Annotated in this window: 16 protein-coding genes and 1 other RNA gene; 10 read left to right on the top strand and 7 right to left on the bottom strand. The window is 55.4% G+C overall.

Annotation, left to right across the window (positions count from 1 at the left end; translation table 11 throughout):
* Positions 1 to 199: 199 nt before the first annotated feature.
* From P1U45_RS08570 to P1U45_RS08555, 4 genes are all read left to right on the top strand, one after another.
* Positions 200 to 1045, top strand: coding sequence for a prephenate dehydratase (locus tag P1U45_RS08570; protein WP_301058694.1), 846 nt, complete (start codon positions 200 to 202; stop codon positions 1043 to 1045).
* 113 nt (positions 1046 to 1158) lie between these two features.
* Complete coding sequence (locus P1U45_RS08565; RefSeq protein WP_293616841.1) at positions 1159 to 1620, top strand: YHS domain-containing (seleno)protein; 462 nt, start codon at positions 1159 to 1161, stop codon at positions 1618 to 1620.
* Between the two features lie 346 nt (positions 1621 to 1966).
* A complete protein-coding gene (locus P1U45_RS08560) occupies positions 1967 to 2488 on the top strand; it encodes a porin family protein (protein ID WP_301058693.1) in 522 nt (173 codons plus the stop codon).
* 297 nt (positions 2489 to 2785) lie between these two features.
* Positions 2786 to 3328, top strand: a complete 543-nt coding sequence (locus tag P1U45_RS08555; RefSeq protein ID WP_301058692.1) for an outer membrane beta-barrel protein — start codon at positions 2786 to 2788, stop codon at positions 3326 to 3328.
* Positions 3329 to 3386: 58 nt separating this feature from the next.
* Here the strand turns inward: P1U45_RS08555 and nudC are convergent, their stop codons facing one another.
* Positions 3387 to 4343 carry an NAD(+) diphosphatase gene (gene nudC, locus P1U45_RS08550; protein ID WP_293609713.1) on the bottom strand — a complete coding sequence of 319 codons (957 nt, stop codon included), beginning with the start codon at positions 4341 to 4343 and terminating at the stop codon, positions 3387 to 3389.
* 164 nt (positions 4344 to 4507) lie between these two features.
* On the opposite strand from nudC, the gene P1U45_RS08545 reads away from it, so the two are divergent.
* Entirely contained in the window at positions 4508 to 6322 is a 1815-nt protein-coding gene (locus P1U45_RS08545) for a hybrid sensor histidine kinase/response regulator (RefSeq protein ID WP_301058691.1), read from the top strand.
* Between the two features lie 44 nt (positions 6323 to 6366).
* Positions 6367 to 6461: signal recognition particle sRNA small type (ffs, locus tag P1U45_RS08540), an RNA gene on the top strand.
* A 10-nt stretch (positions 6462 to 6471) separates the two neighbouring features.
* Here the strand turns inward: ffs and P1U45_RS08535 are convergent.
* Complete coding sequence (locus P1U45_RS08535; RefSeq protein ID WP_301058690.1) at positions 6472 to 6852, bottom strand: hypothetical protein; 381 nt, start codon at positions 6850 to 6852, stop codon at positions 6472 to 6474.
* Positions 6853 to 6906: 54 nt separating this feature from the next.
* Entirely contained in the window at positions 6907 to 8790 is a 1884-nt protein-coding gene (locus P1U45_RS08530; protein WP_301058689.1) for a monovalent cation:proton antiporter-2 (CPA2) family protein, read from the bottom strand.
* A gap of 149 nt (positions 8791 to 8939) precedes the next feature.
* Between P1U45_RS08530 and P1U45_RS08525 the strand changes: the two genes are divergently transcribed.
* The 3 genes from P1U45_RS08525 to P1U45_RS08515 are packed head-to-tail and all read left to right on the top strand — an operon-like array spanning position 8940 to position 11511.
* A complete protein-coding gene (locus P1U45_RS08525; RefSeq protein WP_301058688.1) occupies positions 8940 to 10688 on the top strand; it encodes a DNA polymerase III subunit gamma/tau in 1749 nt (582 codons plus the stop codon).
* Positions 10685 to 11017 carry a YbaB/EbfC family nucleoid-associated protein gene (locus P1U45_RS08520; protein WP_293609708.1) on the top strand — a complete coding sequence of 111 codons (333 nt, stop codon included), beginning with the start codon at positions 10685 to 10687 and terminating at the stop codon, positions 11015 to 11017. The genes P1U45_RS08525 and P1U45_RS08520 overlap by 4 nt, the downstream gene beginning before the upstream one ends.
* An 11-nt stretch (positions 11018 to 11028) precedes the next feature.
* The gene (locus tag P1U45_RS08515) at positions 11029 to 11511 is read left to right on the top strand and encodes an SMI1/KNR4 family protein (protein ID WP_301058687.1); all 483 of its coding nucleotides are present in this window, start codon (positions 11029 to 11031) and stop codon (positions 11509 to 11511) included.
* Here P1U45_RS08515 and P1U45_RS08510 read toward each other — a convergent pair.
* Entirely contained in the window at positions 11508 to 12239 is a 732-nt protein-coding gene (locus P1U45_RS08510) for an alpha/beta hydrolase (RefSeq protein WP_301058686.1), read from the bottom strand. The genes P1U45_RS08515 and P1U45_RS08510 overlap by 4 nt on opposite strands.
* Positions 12240 to 12338: 99 nt before the next feature.
* On the opposite strand from P1U45_RS08510, the gene recR reads away from it, so the two are divergent.
* Complete coding sequence (gene recR / locus P1U45_RS08505; protein WP_293609706.1) at positions 12339 to 12947, top strand: recombination mediator RecR; 609 nt, start codon at positions 12339 to 12341, stop codon at positions 12945 to 12947.
* 3 nt (positions 12948 to 12950) lie between these two features.
* On the opposite strand, the gene P1U45_RS08500 is transcribed toward recR, so the two are convergent.
* From P1U45_RS08500 to P1U45_RS08490, 3 genes are all read right to left on the bottom strand, one after another.
* Positions 12951 to 14321, bottom strand: a complete 1371-nt coding sequence (locus tag P1U45_RS08500; protein ID WP_301058685.1) for an alginate export family protein — start codon at positions 14319 to 14321, stop codon at positions 12951 to 12953.
* Between the two features lie 78 nt (positions 14322 to 14399).
* On the bottom strand, positions 14400 to 14735 hold the full coding sequence (locus P1U45_RS08495; RefSeq protein WP_293616851.1) for a metalloregulator ArsR/SmtB family transcription factor: 336 nt from the start codon (positions 14733 to 14735) through the stop codon (positions 14400 to 14402).
* Positions 14736 to 14806: 71 nt separating this feature from the next.
* Complete coding sequence (locus P1U45_RS08490; RefSeq protein WP_301058684.1) at positions 14807 to 15547, bottom strand: carbonic anhydrase family protein; 741 nt, start codon at positions 15545 to 15547, stop codon at positions 14807 to 14809.
* Positions 15548 to 15574 lie beyond the last annotated feature (27 nt).

Raw genomic sequence — 15574 nt, 5'->3', positions numbered from 1 at the left:
CGGTTGATCCTGAATCTTGGGGTGCTTCTGGCACGGTGGCGCTTAACGTTCAATATTCTCTTTAAATAAACATGCACGGAATCTGACTTTCGCGGCGAAGAGCCGCACGTTTTTTCGGGCCGTTGCACAGCTAAATTGCCCTCTTGCCGAATTTCACCGGGCGTGGTTTGCCTCCTCACGGAATATGAAAGGTTCGATCATGGCCGGAAAAATTGCATTTCAGGGCGAACGCGGTGCGAATTCGGAAATTGCCTGTCGTCAGGCGTATCCGGATATGGAAGCTATCCCATGCCGGACCTTTGAGGACGTTTTTACAACCGTCGAGAGCGGCGAAGCCGATCTCGCCATGATACCGGTTGAGAACACGATCGCCGGTCGTGTCGCCGACATCCACCACCTCATCCCAGACTCTCAGCTGCATATGATTGCAGAACACTTTCTGCCAATCCGCTTCCAGCTCATGGCTCTGCCGGGCGTGGAATTAAGCGAGATCAAGCGCGCCAAGTCCCACATAATGGGGCTGGGACAGTGCCGCATCTTCATGCGCGAACACGGTATTGAGGCAGTAACAGCAGCCGACACTGCGGGCGCGGCGCGTCAGGTCGCAGAAGAAGGTGACCGCGCCATGGCGGCGATCGCCCCGGCCCTTGCTGCTGAGGTGTATGGCCTGAACATCATCGCGAAGGATATTGAAGACGAAGAGCACAATACAACGCGCTTTGTGATCATGAGCCGTGAGCCGAACGACATCACAGAAGTTACGGCGCCGTGTAAAACCGCGCTCCTCTTCACGGTGCGTAACGTGCCAGCGGCGCTCTATAAGGCACTTGGCGGCTTCGCGACCAATATGGTCAACGTCACCAAACTGGAAAGCTATCTCACCGGCGGCTCGTTCACGGCTGCCCAGTTCTATGCCGAATTTGAAGGCCATCCTGATGAGCGCCCTGTCCAGTTGGCGCTTGAAGAACTAGGATTTTTCTCGACCCAGGTCCGTGTTCTGGGCGTGTATCCGCAAGGCGACCGCAAAGACTATATCATGCCATAGTCACGGCAATAACGCGCTGGTCGCTCCGATGTGAAGACACTGGAGCGGCTTGTGTTTCGCAATTTTGCCGATGATTTTTTATCTTCAGGGTTCCCCAGAACAGGAGCCCCCAGATGAAACCTATTGCTCTCATATCCTTACTGGCCGCCAGCATCGCTACTCCGGCCATTCTGACACCTGCTGCTTTTGCCGATGCAGCCCCGATCTATACCGGTCTGTTTTCCAACACAGCGGTTCAGGGCCATGACGTCGTCGCCTATTTCACCGAAGGCCGTCCGGTTGAAGGTAGCCGCGCCTTCACGACTGAATATCAGGGCGCTGAATTCCGCTTTGTCAGCCAGCAAAACCTCGACACTTTTCTTGCCGAACCTGAAGCTTATGCACCGCAATATGGCGGCTATTGCGCATGGGCGGTTGCTCAGGGCCAGCGCGCCAAAGGCGATGCGCGCCACTGGGCGATTGTCGACGGCAAACTCTATCTGAACTTCAACGAAGACATTCAGTCCGACTGGAACGCCGACCGCGAAAACTTCATCACGCAAGCCGATGAAAACTGGCCGAACGTACTGAACTAACGCGACCTGCCAGCCCTTCTGACCCCGAACAGAGCGTCCGCGTCCCCCCTATACTCTAAGGGCGCTCTTTATCACCCGGGCAACATAACCAGCCCCCCTGTACCCCAGTTGCCCGGGTGATCTTTTTCGAAGCGGAGAGCACTACCTCTCGTTTACCAATTCAGAACAATCCGAATTATTTCAGCGCGAAATCTCTCTCAGAAACCACCTGTGATATTTTTACAAATGCGTTCAATTTTTTATAGTGAACGCAGTTTATCTAATGAAATCATGGTTGCAGACACCCTTACTCGCCTTTAAGTCGACGGCACCAAAAACATAAATTGGTAGAGTACAGGGATATTTCATGAAAAAACTTATGATTGCAGCAGCTGCAGCATTTGCAGCGGCATCCGCGCCTGCGGCCATCGCTCAGGAAGTTTATGGTAACGTTGGTGTTTCCGGGCTTGATGGCGACGGCGCGACACTGACTGCTGCAACACTCCGCGGCGGTGCTTTCATCACAGAAAACTTCGGTGCTGAAGCAGAGTTCAGCGTTGGTCTCGGCGGCGAAAGCATTCAGGGCGTTGCCCTTGACCTTGAAACGTCTTTCATCGGTTACGCAGTCGGTCGCCTGCCAATGGGCGAAAGCACTGATCTGATCGGCCGCGTTGGTTACGGTACTGCGACTATCGAAGGCCGCACAGGCGGCGGTAGCGTTGATGTTGATATTGACGGCTTCGCTTTTGGCGTCGGCATCCAGCACTTCTTCACTGAGAGCTTCGGCGTTCGCGGCGACATCACTCGCTTCGAAGCTGACGAGCCAAACCTTGATGGTGGCCTGGACATTTACACGGTCTCTGGCGTCTACCGTTTCAAAGTCGAGTAGTGAACACAAACGGTCAGACCGTTGCGCGAATCGAAGGCCTCCCCTCACCGGGAGGCCTTTTTATTTGCGCAACTTCCAGCACTACTCTCGGTTTAATACTCTCGATTTGGAATAATTGTCCGCACTAATATTAGCGATAGGAATGAAGATAGCGCCTGCAGCCGCCAGCACTGTGGCATTTTTACAAACACGTTCACAAAATTGATTTTTAGATGACTTTACGGAAACCAAGCTTCTTGCAGATTTCAAAAATGCCCGTCTAAATCGCGGGATAAAAATATATTAGTGGAGGAAACTATGAACAAACTTGCGATTGCATCTATCGCAGCGCTTGCGATGACAGCAGCGCCAGCAGCTATGGCTGAAGCTGACACATATGTCAGCCTGGGCTACTCAATGTACAGCGACGATGACGCGACACTGGGTGCTGGTACTGCGCGTTTCGGCGCCTTCTTTAACGAGTATTTCGGCCTTGAAGGCGAAGCGAGCGTCGGTTTTGACAGTGACGACATCACAGATGCCGGTACAGGCATCACTGTAAATGTTGATCTGGGCTATCAGGTTGGCGGTTTCGGCGTTGTCCGTTTCCAACCAGCTGAAAAACTCACATTCATGGCACGCGCAGGCTATTCCATGATGAGCATTCGCGGCGCATCCGGCCCTGTATCTGAAACCTTCGACATTGACGGTTTCGCGGCAGGTCTCGGCGCGCAGCTTCAGGTCACAGACCGTTTTGCGATCCGTGGCGACTACACACGCTTTGAAGCTGATGATGACGTCATTGATGGCGGCCTCAACACATTCACCATCTCAGCTGTGCTGACGCTGAACAATAACTAAGTCTAACGGACATCCCCTGTTCGCGAGCCCCTGCCCTCACCGGCAGGGGTTTTTCGTTTCAGCTCTCCGCCCATGTGCGGATCACGAAATGTGCGATGGCAAATTCCGGCGGACAATAGGCATCAGGGTGTTCCCCTGCGAGCATCGCCTTCACTTCATCTTTCGAGAACCAGCGCGCTGCTTCGATCTCGCTTGGGTCGATGGTGATGTCACGGGACTCAGCCGGCATATGAATGCCCATCATGAGGGAGGACGGAAACGGCCATGGCTGGCAGAACAGATACTCTGCTTTCGCCGGATCGCATTTCACGCCCGCTTCTTCGAACACCTCACGGCAGGCCGCCTGTTCGATGGTCTCGCCCGGCTCGACAAAGCCCGCAAGACAGGACCAGAACCCGTCCGGCCAGCCGGTAGAGCGCCCCATAAGGCATTCATCACCCTGAATAGGCAGCATGATCGCAACGGGGTCTGTACGCGGGAAATGCTCTGTCTCACATGCCGGACATTCACGCTTCCACCCGGCTTCGGAAATCTCTGTCGGGCTGCCACACTTGGCGCAGAACCCGTGCGTGCGGTGCCATTCGGAAATAGACCGCGCCGTAGACACAAGATTGGCCTCCAGCGCAGATAAGCCCGCCGCCGCAGCCCGCATATCTTCGAAACCGCCCGCCCCCTGCAACATGGTTCCGTCGAGCGTGAAGCGCTCATCGACAAACAGCGCAAAAATGGGCGAGCCATGCTTATCTTCACCGAGGAAAATACGCTTCGCGCCCTGTGCAAATTGCGACGCCTCACTGCCCATCCAGAGCAGCCTGCGAGGCGAACGATCAATCTGCGCGCCAACAGGACGCGGCGGACCAACCTGACCTTCCACGAGCGGCATGCCATGCTGCATGATGAAGATCAGGACGTTCGGGTCGCGAAACGCGGCCTCCAGCCAGGCATCATCCTTCCGGCGATGGGCCGCGCGGTCTAGCGGATTGGAAGCAAGCGGTATATCATTCGATGTCAGCATAAGAATCTCCGTCCGCAGGTCTTACCGCTATCGGCGACACTTTCACAGTGTTTCGGCTCTGCGCGCTGCGTCTATATGCGCAGTTTCTAAATTTTCACGGTTTGTGGAGGTTTTGCCGCCTAAGGTTGCGTAACGTCATCCCAGCTGAGTCAGGCAATTCGAAAATGAGCGACATTTCCAGTTATATTAACCGGATAGGATATCGCATCACCGATCTTGTGGGGCTCGGATCATCCTTTCAGGGCGTCGCTGTTTTCCGGCGTCGTGCCATCACAATCATCCTGTCGTTTTTCATCGTTCTGATCACGCTGACCCAGCTGTCGCTTAAGCTGGTTGAACCACGCATCGGCATTCATGACATCAAATCGGCCGGCGTTATTTGCATGCTGATCGCCATGATCATTGTCGTTCAGCGCCTGTCGCGGTTCTTCTGGGTATGGCTGATTCTGACGACGGCATTCTTCGTCAATCTTGTTTTCCTTGGCATGAATGAGGGCACTGGCATTCAGACCGGCGCAGTTATGCTGGCTGTCTTCATGCCTATTATGGGAACCTATTTCATCGGAAGACCGGGCGCGGTAGGTGGCTGGATAATCGGCATTACCAGTGTCAGCTTCCTGTATTATTTCTCGGTCACACACACACCTGAAGCACCGATACCTGCCCCTGCGATCCAGATCTTCGATCTTTACCTCATGTCTATGGGTGGACTGACGCTTGCCCTGTTCATGGCGCTCACGCTTCATCAGGCGCTGGTACAGGCGCTGAACGAAGCTGAGAAGAACCTTAGCCGTGCGCGCGCATCCGAAATGGAGCGCACCCGCTTTTTCGGCACGGTCAGCCATGAAGTGCGCAACTCTCTCAACGGCATTTTCGGGATAACGACATCGCTTCTGCGTGATGATCTGCCTGACCATATCCGCAAGCAGGTAGAGCTGGTGCAGTCCTCAGGCGACTCTCTTGTGCGCGTTCTGAACGATATGCTGGAACTGACACGCCTTGAAAGCAACGGCATTGAGATCAGCCTGAAATCGACAGAACTGAGCGCGGTTCCTCTGCGCGCCGCCTCTCGCTGGCAGCTCAGCGTCGCAGATAAGGGCCTTGAGATCCGAATAGAAAACGCCCCCGATATGCCGGAATGGGGCATGATCGATTATGGCCGCCTGACGCAGATCATGGACAATCTGATCTCCAACGCCATTCGCTTCACCAATTCAGGGCATATCACGCTCGGCCTGTCGTCAAAGCCGCTTGATGATGGCCATATCACGATGGAAATACGGGTCAGCGATACCGGCGTTGGCATTCATGGCGGTCAGGTTGACCGGATTTTCGAACCCTATCGTCAGGAAAGCTCCAGCACATTTGCCAAACATGGTGGTACGGGTCTCGGGCTGTATATCTGCCGGCTACTGCTCTCGCAGATGAATGGCACAATCGAAGTTGAAAGCACGAGTTCGGAAGGCACGACCTTCCTCGTATCGCTACCTGTCGAGCTGAGTGAACCACCGGCAGATGATACGCTGATGCAGAAATCTGCCGCGAGTATTAAAGCCGCCACGCGGGTTCTTGCGGTTGATGACCGGCTACCAAACCGCGTCTATCTCGAAACCCTGTTCAAAAGCTGGAATATGGACATCACGACCGCAGACAGCGGTCAGGATTGCCTGAAAAAGGCGAAAGAAGACGCGTATGATCTTCTTCTCCTCGACCTCAACATGCCTGAAATGAACGGAACGGAATTGCTGTCCCGCTTACGCAATTCATCCTCGCCGAACAAAGATATCCAGACCATTGTCGTCTCGGCTGATATTCCGGACGAGACACTTGTACGCCTCAAGCGGCTTGGGGTGGAATTGTACCTGAAAAAGCCGATCACCCCGAAAATGCTTTGGGAAACGATCAATACGGCCTGCGCAGGCAAAGCCGAAGACACAGATAATTCGACGCCCTCAAAGCCAGTCAATTATCAAATCTGATGAAAGCATCTTGCAATCGGGCGTCGGGTTCGCGATATAGCCCTCGGAGGCTGGCGCGGACGAGTGCCTCGCCAACCGGGTCAGGTCCGGAAGGAAGCAGCCCTAACGAGTTTCTCTCGGGTCGTGCCAGTCTCTTCTCCAACACATTGTCAGTATACCGAGATGTCGAAATCCCGATTTGAAAGATCGAGAGCCCCGTCGCCCAATGCGATCTCCATCCGTCTGAACCGCCGGATGAACTGGGATGGCTCGATTTCAAGCTGCACCACACGGACAGGTACTTCGGTTTTCTGACTGACACTGTCCCATTCGTCCGCTTGCACGAGATAGAAGGACACATACACGTCCTTCATATCATCCATGGGATGATGCTCGCCAAACCAGGCGCGGATGCCGACCAGCTTCTCACCGTCGCGCAGAAGGGACCGCTTTTGGAGATAAGCGTTCCAGTCTTCTCCCTCGACAGCATCGGCCGCGCTCGTCCCCAGCCAATGATTGTCCTGCACGGACGCTTTAAAAGATTCGGGCATTGTGCTCTTCCCCACTGAACACGTTAACCATATTAGGTTGTAAACCCAAATTTTTCAATCTGAATCTTTAACGAGGTCCTCCTCCATGATGGACTGCATGGCCGTGCCGAGTTCGGCTTCCCAGTCCTCAAGGGACTCCCGCACACGCGCGATGAACTCTTCATTCTCCCAGGGCGCTTTTGTGACATCATAGTCGCCCGCCTGTTCTCGCAGGCGTTGCTTGTCGATCACGTCAAACGCGTCCGTCATTTTCTGAGCCGCCTCCCGGCTTATGCCCAGCGCTTCAAAAGATGAGCGCCCCATGCGGAGCGAGCTGTCATAGGTTTCACGGATAATGTCGCGACATCCGAGCGACCAGAGTTCGTACACATGCGTCCGGTCAATCGCGCGGGCCACGACATGCACATTCGGATGGTGCTTTATGACATGGCGCACAACTTCATTGATCTGCGCCTGATCATCGATTGCCACCACAATCAGTTTTGCCGTTTCAATGCCTGCCGCGTGCAAAAGATCAGGACGGGTGGCGTCCCCGAAATAAGTCTTGAAGCCGAACTTGCGGACGAAATCGATATGGCGGGAATTGAAATCAATCACGGTCGTGGAGAAGCCCGCCGTGCGCAGTAGCCGGTCGACAATCCCGCCCACACGGCCACGCCCTGCAATAATGATGTCGTTATTCTCATCAATCGCGTCTGCCGCTCTTTGCTTTTGTGTCCGGTCATAAAGCGGCGCGATGATCTGCTCGCGGAAGATAAACAAAAGCGGCGTCACCAGCATGGAAAGCGCGACAGACAGAAGCAAAAGCTCTGCAATGGCATCTGGAAGAATGTAGCTGCTCGTCGCCAGAGATAGGAGCACGAAGCCGAACTCACCGATCTGCGCGAGGCCCAATGCAAACAGCCAGCCCTGCGCACCACGAACCTTGAAAACAAGGCTTAGCCCAAACAGGATCACTGCTTTCAGCACCATGAAGCCGGCCGCCAGACCAACAACCATAAGCGGCTGTTCTGCCAGAAGCGCAAAATTGATACCGGCGCCCACCGTCATGAAGAAGAGGCCGAGCAGCAGCCCCCGGAACGGGTCGATATCGGCTTCCAGCTCGTGGCGATACTCGCTGTTGGCGAGGACAACACCGGCAAGGAATGTCCCCAGCGCAGGTGAAAGGCCAACAAGCGTCATGAGAAGGGCGATACCGATAACGAGCAGCAGGGCGAACGCGGTGAAGAGCTCCCGCAGATTTGCCGCCGCCACAAAGCGGAAGATAGGCCGCGTCAGATAGTTTCCGCCCAGAATGACCGCTGCGATAGCGCCGACTGAAACAAGCGTTGCCTGCCATGGCTCGAGCCCCGCAACGAGGCTCAGCGAACTGCCATGACTGTCATCTGCCCCATGCACCACATCATGCGCCGCAGCCACCAGTTCAGGTGACGCCAGTAACGGCAGCAGCGCGAGCATCGGGATAACGGCGATGTCCTGAAACAAAAGCACGGAAAAGCTCGCCTGACCGCCATCGCTTTGCATCAGGCCTTTTTCATTCAGCGTCTGAAGTACAATTGCCGTCGATGAAAGCGCCGCGATACAGCCAATGGCGAGCGCATACTTCCAGTTCATCCCCATGGCGCAGGCAATCGCGAACACCGCCGCCGCGGTAATCACAACCTGCCCGCCGCCAAGGCCTACAATCCTGTCGCGCATTTCCCAGAGGCGTTTTGGTTCCAGCTCCAACCCGATAAGGAAGAGCATAATGACCACGCCAAACTCGGCAAAATGCTGGATCGACACGACATCCACATGCAGCAGACTGAGCACCGGACTGATGACAATGCCGGCAATCAGATAACCGAGCACAGAGCCAAGCGCGAGCTTGGTCGCGATCGGAACCGCGACGAGGCCCGCGGCGAGAAAAATTACGGCCAGCAGCAGAAAGTCAGTCATTTATTTTCTCCGGCGTCGTGATTTGGCACGCCTTGATCCTACACCTTTCCCTGTAATGTCTGCCGTCGCAACGCAGATGGTGCAGAACACCACAGAAAATCGTTTCTTCCCCCTCGCGCTCGACGCAACTCGGCTATATTGTCACCTGCATGAGTGAGTCCGAATTTCCACCTGAAGAACGAGATGACCTGACGCCGTCCATGTTTGGCGATGCGCCCGCAGCATCTGAGTCAGGCAAGGATAAGTCGAGCTATCTGGTTCTCGCCCGCAAATACCGTCCGCAGCGCTTCTCTGACCTGATCGGTCAGGAGAGCATGGTGAAGACGCTGTCCAATGCCTTCAAGACAGGCCGGATTGCGCATGCCTTCATGCTAACCGGTGTGCGCGGCATCGGTAAAACGACGACGGCTCGCCTTCTGGCGCGTGCGCTAAACTATGAAACAGACACGGCCAGCGGCCCGAGCCTTGATATGGACCCGCCGGGACGTCACTGTGAAGCGATCATCAACAGTCGCCATCCCGATGTTCTGGAGCTTGATGCGGCGTCACGCACCGGCGTTGATGACATGCGCGAGCTGCTGGACGGCGCGCGCTACACCCCCGTCTCTGCACGCTATAAAGTGTTCATCATTGACGAGGTTCACATGCTCTCCAAGTCGGCGTTTAACGCCCTCCTGAAGACGCTTGAAGAACCGCCAGAGCACGTCAAATTCGTCTTCGCGACCACAGAAATACGCAAAGTTCCGGTCACGGTTCTGTCCCGCTGTCAGCGGTTTGACCTGCGTCGTCTGGACGTTGAAACCCTCAGCCAGCATCTGGCGAATATCTGCTCGCGAGAGAATGTGAAGATCGCCGATGAGGGGCTGACCCTTATCGCCCGCGCGGCGGAAGGCTCTGTGCGCGATGCGCTCTCTATTCTTGATCAGGCGATTGTCTCAAACACAGAAGGCGCAGAAGTTCCGGCGGAAGACGTCCGCGATATGCTGGGCCTCGCCGACCACTCACGCCTGCTCACCCTGTTCGGGCATGCCGCGCAAGGTGAACACAAGGCCGCGCTCGACGAGTTTGAAGGCCAGATCCATGCCGGTGGTGATCCGCTTACCATTCTGAAAGATCTGATCGAGCTTGCCGTTGAAGTTAGCCGCGCCAATGTGCTGGGCGAAGCCTATCAGGCGAGCGGCCCTGCCGAATGGACGCGCCTCACCAAAGAGATCGCAGCCAAGCTGACACCGGCCCAATCCACGCGCCTCTGGCAAATCCTTATGAAAGGGTTTGAGACAGCTCAGATCGCACCTAATGCGGCGACCGCGGTTGAGATGACCCTTATCCAGATGGCCGCGTCTGCACATGTACCGCCACCGGAAGAAGCGCTCAAAGCCATCATCGCCGCACAGAACGGCGCAGCACCTCCCGATAGCGGAGCTCCGCCGTCAAAAAATGACGAAGCGGGCGTCACTTCAATGGGGCAGCCCGCTAGCTTTGACGGAATTCTGAGCCTCATGGAATCGCGTAAGCGGGCCGATCTCATGTATGAGATGGAACGCTTTATGAGACCCGGCGAAGTCCGTTTCGGCTTCCTGTCTGTGCAGATGGAACATGGCGCATCCCAGAACCTGATCGCCAATGTGCAGCGCTTCCTGAACGACGAAACGGGCGCGGACTGGCGTATCGAACAAATCCGCTCGCAGGAAGAAACCGTAATTGAACGCAAGGAGCGTGAGCGTCAGGAACGTATTGCCGATGCGATGCATGACGACTTCCTGTCCGAACTCATTAAACGTATTCCGGGATCGGAAGTGCTCGACGTTGTCACACCTCCGGAAGCGGAAGAAGGCGAAGAGAAAATCGTCCGTCTGAACTTCTCCTCGCCGCAACAGACCAGAAAGGAAAGCCGATGAAAGGCCTCGGTGATATGAGCAAAATCATGCGTCAGGCGCAGGAAATGCAAGCCAAGATGCAGGAAGCTCAGGAAAAAGCTGAGAACGTCACGGCTGATGGCGTTGCAGGTGGCGGCATGGTGCGCGTTACCCTGAAGGGCAAAGGCGAACTGGTCGATCTGTCTATAGATCCGGCGCTGATGGGCGACGAAGCTGAAATCATTGAAGACCTCATCAAGGCGGCGCACGCAGATGCCCGCAAGCGCCTCGATGAAGAGCTTGAAAAAGCCATGCAGGAAGCAACGTCCGGCCTGGGCGGCATGCTGCCCGGCTTCAAAATGCCGTTCTAGGCTGTCATCGGATGAGCGATACCGCAGTCAATGAAGTCGTTGATCTGGTGAAGGCGAAAATACGCCGTCTCAGCCAGTCACCTCTGCATCTTCAGAAACGCTTGAACGACAAACAGATTGAGGCTGCCAACGAGCGCCTCGCTTTTCCTGTGCCATTCGTACTGGTGAACCTCTATCAGGACGTCGGCAATGGCGGTTTCGGCCCGTATTTCGGGCTGCTCGGCCTTTCCGGCGGCTGGGCCGATGACAATGGCCGCGATGCTATTGAGGTCTATGAGTGGCTGCGCGCGCCGGGCGATGACGAAGAACTCGGTGAGGCAGAACTGCCGGACTATCTTCTACCCATCTGCCATCAGGGCTGCGGCGTCTATGTCTGCATTGATTGTCAGTCGCCTGAAGCTATCGTCTTCAACTATGATCCGGCGAAAGATACCGACCAGCTGACCTCGACCGGCAAGCCGTTCACTGAGTGGCTGGCTGACTGGGCGTCTTAATTCAGCTTTGAAATTGCTGCCTTCAACGTCGAAAAATGAGCAAGTCCTTCCAGCTCGATAAGCTCTGATTGTCCCGAAGGAAAAGCGTCGTGCAATGCCCGCCCCATTGCTGGCGGCGTCCATGTGTCGGCGATGCCCTGATATATCGTCACCGGACAGACAACCCTGTTTAGCGCCTCCGACCACGCCGCGACATAGCGTTTCACAACCTGATTGAAGCGCGTTTTACCAGAGCCATAGGAATACTTCATTCCCGCGTCAAATGCCCGCCGAAAGTCCTTATCCCGCAAAAGGGCGCTGTCGGCCTCAGGGGCACCGGACATGATCATGCCTCGTACCATGCCCGGAAGAACCGATGTCAGAAATGACTGAATAGCCAACAGAGTTTCGTACATTGGCCAGTTATCCCGCGCAGCCTTGAACACCGCACCGCCGGCCATATCGTCGAGAAAATCTCCCAACTCAAGCGGTCCAGCAGGGGAAATCAGTGTGAGGCGCGCAATCTTATCCGGGTGCGCCGTTGCAATCTCGATGGCCGACATGGCACCAAGCGAAAATCCGACAAGGTGAACACCCCCATCACCCAGAATGTCCGAATTAAATTCGCCATCATGGCCAAACGGCGCAGCAATCAAAGGCAGATCAGTAAACGTTGTAAACCATGCCAGATCAGCATCAGAGCCCGGGAATCCGTGACAATATAAGTAAGTGTCTACTGACTGGTTCATAGGCCCTGCGTTTCCTGCATGTTTGGATAAACCCGGATAGGAAAGCACGTACGAATCTGTGCAGATATGTGACATACCAGCCAGAGTGCAGAAAGCAGCATGTCCAAAAACCTGATCGGCCCGGAACTGCAGCGGGTCATAGACCTTATCGGCAAACTTCCCGGCCTCGGCCCGCGTTCAGCGCGCCGTGTAGCGCTGCATCTGTTGAAACGGCCGGACACACTGCTTGCGCCGCTGGCTGATGCGCTGGCTGAAGCGGGTAAAGCGATCACCAAATGCTCAGTTTGCGGCACGTTTGACACTGTTGATCCCTGCACCGTTTGCTCTGCGCCAAACCGCGACCTCAGCGTCATTTGCGTGGTGCAGGATGTACCAGACCTCTGGGCGCTGGAGCGCGCAGCCGCCTTTAAAGGTCGCTACCATATTCTCGGCGGGGTGCTGTCTGCGCTTGATGGCGTAGGCCCTGAAAACCTGAACATTGATAGCCTGATTGCGCGTGCGTCCTCACCGGATGTGACGGAAGTGATTATCGCGCTCTCAGCCACAGTCGATGGCCAGACGACAGCGCATTATCTCTCCGACAGACTGGAAAGTCTTGGTATCCAGATCACCCGTCTTGCGCAGGGCGTGCCAATGGGCGGCGAGCTGGATCACCTAGATGAGGGCACGCTTACGGCGGCGCTGATGAGCCGCCGCGGCCTCGAATAGAGGTTAAAAGCTGAATGTCATCTGGACATAGCTGAACAGCGTAGTATCGCTGTTTCCACCGACCACATTGTCCGGAAACTCACCGGGAATAAACGCCGAGGCCCCAAGCTCCAGACGTACGCTGTCTTCAACGAGCCAGTAGCGCGCTCGACTGTCCAGAACATGCCCCAGAAAATCACCTGACTGGCCAGTCGGGTCCTGCAACCGCGCAATCACCCAGCGATCGCGCAAGGATGCAAGATGCGCCGCATGATAATAAAAGCGCGCATCCCAGCCATGATCGGACTCCACTTCAACCCGAAAACCGGGCGCATTCAGATTTGCGGGGGTCAAAGGGCCATGTATCGACGTGTTGTTCAGATCAGAACGGCGCGATCCAAACAGGCGCTCGTGCTGATCATAGCTGAGATCATTCGGGTCATCATCGCCGCTTGCATAATAGTATTCAAAGGCAAGCCGAGGCCGCAGCGGTGCATCAAACGTATATCCGAGCGCAAAGAAGGTCATGGATGCGTCAACATCCAGGCTCTGAGTGTCAGTCGGCGAAGACGAGGCGTAGCGTGTGCCCTGACGGAGCGCACTTTCCCAATCTATGTCCCACTGCCCCACCTTTGGCGCACGATAGAGACGAAAGCCCGGCGAGACATAAGACCTGTCCGGTGTCTGGAAACTGTCTGTGTCCTCTTCTTCAAGGCCATATACAAACACCTCACCCCAGAGACCGGGAGCGAGCGTGGGCAAAATATCGGCGCGGCGATAATGAACCGCCCAGATATGGCGCCCCCACTGCTCTTCGTCGCCCGAGAGCGCGTTGTCATCCAGATCTGGGCGCGTATTCGGAAAGCGCGCGGTCGGCACGACATACATGAGATGAAGCTCATCGCCGCGCTCATGCGTGCTGACAGCGTAGAGGCCGGTATAGCTCTTGATCACGTTGGCGAAATCAACACGCTCGATCTGTCGCTTGGAGCCAATCGACACAGTCTGTCGTCCGAGTGTGGCAACGCTTGAGGACGCTTCACCGAGCAGGCCCGGCAGGTTTTCAAACTTTGCGTAAATCTGCAGAAAGTCGAGCGGGTTCGCGATTGAGGAGGAGAGCGGCGTACCGTCATCTCCGAGATATGTCCGGCTGTCCTGAAGCTCGAAACCAAGGTTCACATCGCCCAAATCTGCTTCAACCTGCAGAAGGCTGCGAAAGAGCAAGAGCTGATCACTGCCGTCACGATTGGCGCGGAACTGATTGTCCAGCGTCTCATATCGCACGCGGCTTTCCCCCTGTAGGGACAACCATTCTGGCAGGCCATCGAACGCGAATGCCTCAAGCGAAGACAATGCGAACAGACCCGTCATCATTGCGGCGCGAAAAATACTCATATCGAAGCTCCGGAGACTAAGTTCCGGACCCGTTTAACGCATCAGTATAATAATTCAACGTTTCTCGAATTATAGAATTTATGAGCACACCCGAACGTCATCAATGACACCGCACACTTCGGGATGACCATTGCAGCAATCTGCGACTATCCCTGCCAGCATATCCCGCACGCCTTCAATATTTGCAGAATAGTACAGAGTACGCCCGTCCCGACGCGCACGGATCAGCTCACAGCGAGACAGGATTCCAAGATGGGTAGATAAAGTGTTCGGACGAATACCCATCGCCTCAGCGAGCGCGCCAGCCGATATGCCGTCTGGACCTGCCGTCATCAGATGGCGAAACACGCGAAACCGGGACTCCTGCCCCAGCGCCGCCATCTGTTCGATAATGATTTTAGACTCATCGCTCATTCGAAAAAGTTAGCACATTTCCCGAATGAGCGAAGTCTCCATAAGGCGAGATGCACTCATCCGCGCGATTCTTAGTTCGTACGCAGCACGAAACGACGACCACGCTCCTGAACCGGACGGTAGGAATGCGGGAAGATCGTTTCAAATACAGCAAGTTGGTCGGCTGACGCTGTGATCGGTGTTTCAAAGACAGTCCAGTCTACAATCTCGCTACATGGCGGCGTGGTGAGAGAGCCTTCATAGCGATAGGAATGCCAGTCATCCGGCAGGAAGTCGTTCAGATTGATGCTCATCACCGGCTGCGAATGGCCAACACTGCCTGGAATGACATTGATGAGATCATCCAGAAGCGGGTTATGCTCGCCACGCGCGAACATGATGCCAATAACCGCGAGGCGACCATCATCGGATGCGTGGACAAGGTGCATTTCCAACGGATAGCGGCGGCCATCAAGCGTGTGCTCTGAACCGGAATGGAAGTGGAATTGCAGGAAATTGTAATCGACGCCGTCGACAACGATCTTGCCGGCATTATCAAGGTTCACCTGAAATGTGTGACCGTTATTCTGTGCGTCCGTCACACGCGCATTACGCCAGTAAATGGCGGGCGGGTTGATCGCAGCATTAACAGCATAACCGTTCAGATCGATCGGCGACTGCTCCGCACCGGCGCAGCTTGCATAGTCATGTGAAATCTCTGCCCAATGGTCAGGCCCGTGATCGCCGTCATATTCCCAGTGAGCATTATGGCTTTGCGCCATGGCAAAAGGTGCCGCCAGGAGCGCTGCACCAGCAAGTAAAATGGTTTTCATCGTTCATCCTCAACGGCTCGTCGGGAA

Origin of the sequence: Ponticaulis sp. (assembly GCF_029210165.1) — a bacterium.
Lineage (GTDB): Bacteria > Pseudomonadota > Alphaproteobacteria > Caulobacterales > Hyphomonadaceae > Ponticaulis.
Note: the sequence above shows the minus strand (reverse complement) of the source record. Positions and strands in the feature narration are given on the sequence as shown.

Excerpts from the sequence above, each read along its gene's own strand:
- P1U45_RS08545 (WP_301058691.1), top strand. The coding sequence starts at position 4,508 with ATGAGCGACATTTCCAGTTATATTAACCGGATAGGATATCGCATCACC.
- P1U45_RS08535 (WP_301058690.1), bottom strand. The coding sequence starts at position 6,852 with ATGCCCGAATCTTTTAAAGCGTCCGTGCAGGACAATCATTGGCTGGGG.
- P1U45_RS08560 (WP_301058693.1), top strand. The coding sequence starts at position 1,967 with ATGAAAAAACTTATGATTGCAGCAGCTGCAGCATTTGCAGCGGCATCC.
- P1U45_RS08495 (WP_293616851.1), bottom strand. The coding sequence starts at position 14,735 with ATGAGCGATGAGTCTAAAATCATTATCGAACAGATGGCGGCGCTGGGG.
- P1U45_RS08565 (WP_293616841.1), top strand. The coding sequence starts at position 1,159 with ATGAAACCTATTGCTCTCATATCCTTACTGGCCGCCAGCATCGCTACT.
- P1U45_RS08500 (WP_301058685.1), bottom strand. The coding sequence starts at position 14,321 with ATGAGTATTTTTCGCGCCGCAATGATGACGGGTCTGTTCGCATTGTCT.
- P1U45_RS08520 (WP_293609708.1), top strand. The coding sequence starts at position 10,685 with ATGAAAGGCCTCGGTGATATGAGCAAAATCATGCGTCAGGCGCAGGAA.
- P1U45_RS08530 (WP_301058689.1), bottom strand. The coding sequence starts at position 8,790 with ATGACTGACTTTCTGCTGCTGGCCGTAATTTTTCTCGCCGCGGGCCTC.
- P1U45_RS08510 (WP_301058686.1), bottom strand. The coding sequence starts at position 12,239 with ATGAACCAGTCAGTAGACACTTACTTATATTGTCACGGATTCCCGGGC.
- P1U45_RS08525 (WP_301058688.1), top strand. The coding sequence starts at position 8,940 with ATGAGTGAGTCCGAATTTCCACCTGAAGAACGAGATGACCTGACGCCG.
- nudC (WP_293609713.1), bottom strand. The coding sequence starts at position 4,343 with ATGCTGACATCGAATGATATACCGCTTGCTTCCAATCCGCTAGACCGC.
- P1U45_RS08515 (WP_301058687.1), top strand. The coding sequence starts at position 11,029 with ATGAGCGATACCGCAGTCAATGAAGTCGTTGATCTGGTGAAGGCGAAA.
- recR (WP_293609706.1), top strand. The coding sequence starts at position 12,339 with ATGTCCAAAAACCTGATCGGCCCGGAACTGCAGCGGGTCATAGACCTT.
- P1U45_RS08570 (WP_301058694.1), top strand. The coding sequence starts at position 200 with ATGGCCGGAAAAATTGCATTTCAGGGCGAACGCGGTGCGAATTCGGAA.
- P1U45_RS08490 (WP_301058684.1), bottom strand. The coding sequence starts at position 15,547 with ATGAAAACCATTTTACTTGCTGGTGCAGCGCTCCTGGCGGCACCTTTT.
- P1U45_RS08555 (WP_301058692.1), top strand. The coding sequence starts at position 2,786 with ATGAACAAACTTGCGATTGCATCTATCGCAGCGCTTGCGATGACAGCA.